At 39.5% G+C, this 3,535-nt stretch carries 2 protein-coding genes and 2 pseudogenes; all 4 read left to right on the top strand.

What is annotated here, in order from left to right; genetic code table 11:
* On the top strand, positions 1-129 hold a 129-nt coding region (locus tag V7149_RS09455; protein WP_335345394.1), incomplete at its 5' end, for a PLP-dependent transferase.
* Positions 126-1,305: pseudogene (gene metC, locus V7149_RS09450) on the top strand (cystathionine beta-lyase). The gene V7149_RS09455 and the pseudogene metC, both read left to right, overlap by 4 nt.
* Before the next feature lie 17 nt (positions 1,306-1,322).
* Positions 1,323-3,169: pseudogene (locus V7149_RS09445) on the top strand (bifunctional homocysteine S-methyltransferase/methylenetetrahydrofolate reductase).
* Positions 3,147-3,535 (top strand): homocysteine S-methyltransferase family protein (locus tag V7149_RS09440; RefSeq protein WP_335345384.1); only part of this gene is annotated, 389 nt, incomplete at its 3' end. The pseudogene V7149_RS09445 and the gene V7149_RS09440, both read left to right, overlap by 23 nt.

Here is a 3,535-nt window from a genome sequence, read left to right as displayed (position 1 = left end):
CATATTCGAATTGAAACCGGAGTTTGTAATCGATTATTGCGTTTTTCCGTGGGCATCGAAAATACTGATGATATCATTCAAGATTTAGAATTGGCTTTCGCTAAGGTTTTGGAGGGGGTAACACTATGAGTAATGAACTTAACTATAATTTTGAAACGAAGCTTTTGCATAATCATCATAAGTATGATCCAATAACTGGTGCTGTAAGTGTACCGATAAACCATGCTTCCACCTTTCATCAATCAGACTTTGATACATTTGGAAAATATGATTACGGCAGAAGTCTGAACCCGACACGTGAAGCTCTTGAAACAGTTATCGCTGAGCTAGAGGAAGGACACGCATGGTTTTGCATTCGCATCCGGAATGGCAGCAATTTCAACCGCTTTTCTTCTGTTATCAAAAGATGATCACGTTTTAATAACGGAGGATGTTTATGGTGGCACCTATCGTTTTGTCACCCAAGTACTAACCCGTTTTGGAATTGCTCATTCGTTTGTTGATATGACGGACCTCGATGCAGTTCAAAAAGCTATTTTACCTAATACAAAGGTGTTTTACGTGGAAACCCCCTCTAATCCGCTCTTAAAAGTGACCGATATAAAAGCAATTGCTGACTTGGCAAAAAAAAATGGGGCTTTAACATTTGTTGATAATACATTTTTAACACCCGCCTTACAAAAACCGCTTTCTTTAGGTGCGGATGTCGTTTTACATAGTGCAACGAAATTTTTATCAGGACATAGTGATGTCGTTGCGGGCCTTGCTGTAGTGAAAGATGCTGAGCTCGCTAAAAAACTAGGATTCTTACAAAATTCTTTTGGTGCTATCTTGGGTGTTCAAGATGCTTGGCTTGTTTTAAGAGGGATTAAAACTCTGCATGTCAGATTAGAACAATCAATGAATTCAGCACGAAAAATTGCTTCATTTATAAAAGAGCATCCTGCTATTAAAGAAGTATATTACCCAGGATTTAAAGAACATCAACAATATCAAATCCAAGCAAATCAAGCAAATGGGCCAGGAGCTGTTCTGTCATTTGAGCTTGAAAATGAACAGGCAGTTAGAGAGTTTGTTTCTAAGGTTAAAATCCCTGTTTTCGCAGTTAGTTTAGGAGCTGTAGAGTCAATTCTCTCCTACCCGGCTAAAATGTCTCATGCTGCCATGCCTGAGGCTGAACGTGAATATAGAGGAATTAAAAGCGGTTTGCTAAGACTTTCAGTTGGATTAGAAAATCCAGATGATCTTATAAAAGATATCACTTTAGCTTTAGCTGAATCTGGAACACTCGTAGAAATCGATTAGCACTAAGGAGGATGACAATGAGCTTCCTAGAGAAATTGAAAAATGAGATCGTGATTGCTGATGGTGCGATGGGAACTCTTCTTTATTCGTATGGGGCGGATAGCTGCTTTGAGAATTTAAATCTCACCCATGCTGAACAGATCCAGCAGATCCATGAGGCGTATATCCATGCTGGAGCAGATTTGATTCAAACCAATTCATATGCAGCCAATTATTTGAAGCTACAAAGGTACGGGCTTGAGGATAGTGTAAAAGAACTTAATACCTTTGCAGTTAGAAATGCGCGAAAAGCAGCGAAAAAGGAGACTTATGTAGCTGGAACGATTGGCGGAATTAGAGGAATTAAGCCCAATATGGTCGCTCTTGAGGAAATAAAAAGAAGTTTTAGAGAGCAGCTCTATTGCCTTCTGCTTGAAGGTGTAGATAGTATATTACTAGAAACTTATTATGACCTTGAAGAACTTGAAAATGTGCTGGCCATTGCTCGTAAAGAAACAGATTTACCGATCATTGCCCAGGTTTCACTTCATGAGGCTGCTATTTTGCAGGACCAAACTCCTGTTTCTGAAGCACTTTCAAGATTAGAATATTTAGGTGCTGATGTCGTAGGATTGAATTGCCGGCTTGGTCCCTACCATATGCTTCTGACATTGGAAAATGTTCCGTTGCCGAAGCATGCATTTCTATCTGCCTATCCAAATGCCAGCATACCGGCCTACACAGATGGAAAATTTCATTATGAAGGAGATTCGGAATACTTTAGACAATCGGCACGTAATTTTCGAAATCAAGGTATTAGACTATTAGGAGGCTGCTGCGGGACGACTCCTGATCATATTCGGGCATTTGCTTCAGAACTAAAAGGAATGCCGCCTATTAAAGAAAAAACCATTAAAAAACGCAGTGAAATAAAAATAACTAACCCTCCTGCTGCCATTCGGGAAAATCCGCCTTTACATGATATTGTCAAGGAGAGATCTTCTATTATCGTGGAGCTTGACCCGCCTAAGAAATTAAATACGAATAAATTTTTCGAGGGTGCAAAAGCCTTGAAAGATGTTGGCATTGATGCCATTACGTTAGCGGATAATTCATTGGCTTCTCCAAGAGTATGTAATTCTGCTCTCGGCTATCGTGTTAAAAAGGAAATTGGAGTAAGGCCATTGGTGCATATTACATGCAGAGACCGAAATATCATCGGCCTTCAGTCTCATTTAATGGGGCTTCATACCCTTGGTTTACATGATGTATTAGCTNNGTTGGAGACTTTCCTGGTGCATCTTCCGTTTATGATTTGTCATCATTTGAATTAATCCAGATGATTAAGCAGTTGAATGAAGGCTTATCGATTTTAGGAAAGGATTTAGGTGAAAAAGCTGCCTTTTCCATTGGTGCCGCCTTTAATCCTAATGTCAGAGCAGTCGATAAGGCGGTTCAGCGACTGGAGAAGAAAATTGAATTTGGTGCTGATTATTTTATTAGCCAGCCTGTCTTTTCAGAGGAAAAATTGATCGAGGTCCATCAAGCAGTAAAGCATTTAAAAAACCCGATATATATAGGCCTAATGCCATTAATCAGCCATAAAAACGCAGAATTCCTTCATAATGAAGTTCCGGGAATCAAAATATCAGATTCCATTCGGAAAATTATGGCTGATTGTAAGGATGATCCAGTTCATGCAGCGCGTGAAGGGGTTGCCATAACTAAATCTCTCATTGATGCAGCCGCAGAATTATTTAACGGAATCTATTTAATTACTCCGTTTATGCGATATGAGTTAACTGTTGAATTATCAGCATATGCCCATGAAGCAAGTGCCAAGATTGCAAGGAGGAAACAACATGCAGAAGTCACTATTAATTGAACAGCTAAAGAGTAAAATTCTCATTATGGATGGCGCTATGGGAACAATGCTACAGAATGCCAATTTAACTCCCGATGATTTCGGAGGCGAGGAATATGATGGCTGTAATGAAAATTTAAATATTACTGCCCCTTCTGTCATTAAAAAAATCCATCTGGAGTATTTAAAAGCAGGAGCAGATATTGTTGAAACAAACACATTCGGTGCAACAAGTATTGTCCTAGATGAATACGATTTAGGTCATAAAGCCTACGAAATTAATAAAAAAGCTGCCCTTCTTGCACGTAAAGCTGTCGATCAGATTTCAACCTCCCAATGGCCGCGATTTGTCGCAGGTGCTATGGGCCCTACAACTAAGACACTTAG

This window comes from Bacillus sp. JJ1503, assembly GCF_036965125.1.
Taxonomy (GTDB): Bacteria; Bacillota; Bacilli; order Bacillales; family Cytobacillaceae; genus Cytobacillus.
Note: the sequence above shows the minus strand (reverse complement) of the source record. Positions and strands in the feature narration are given on the sequence as shown.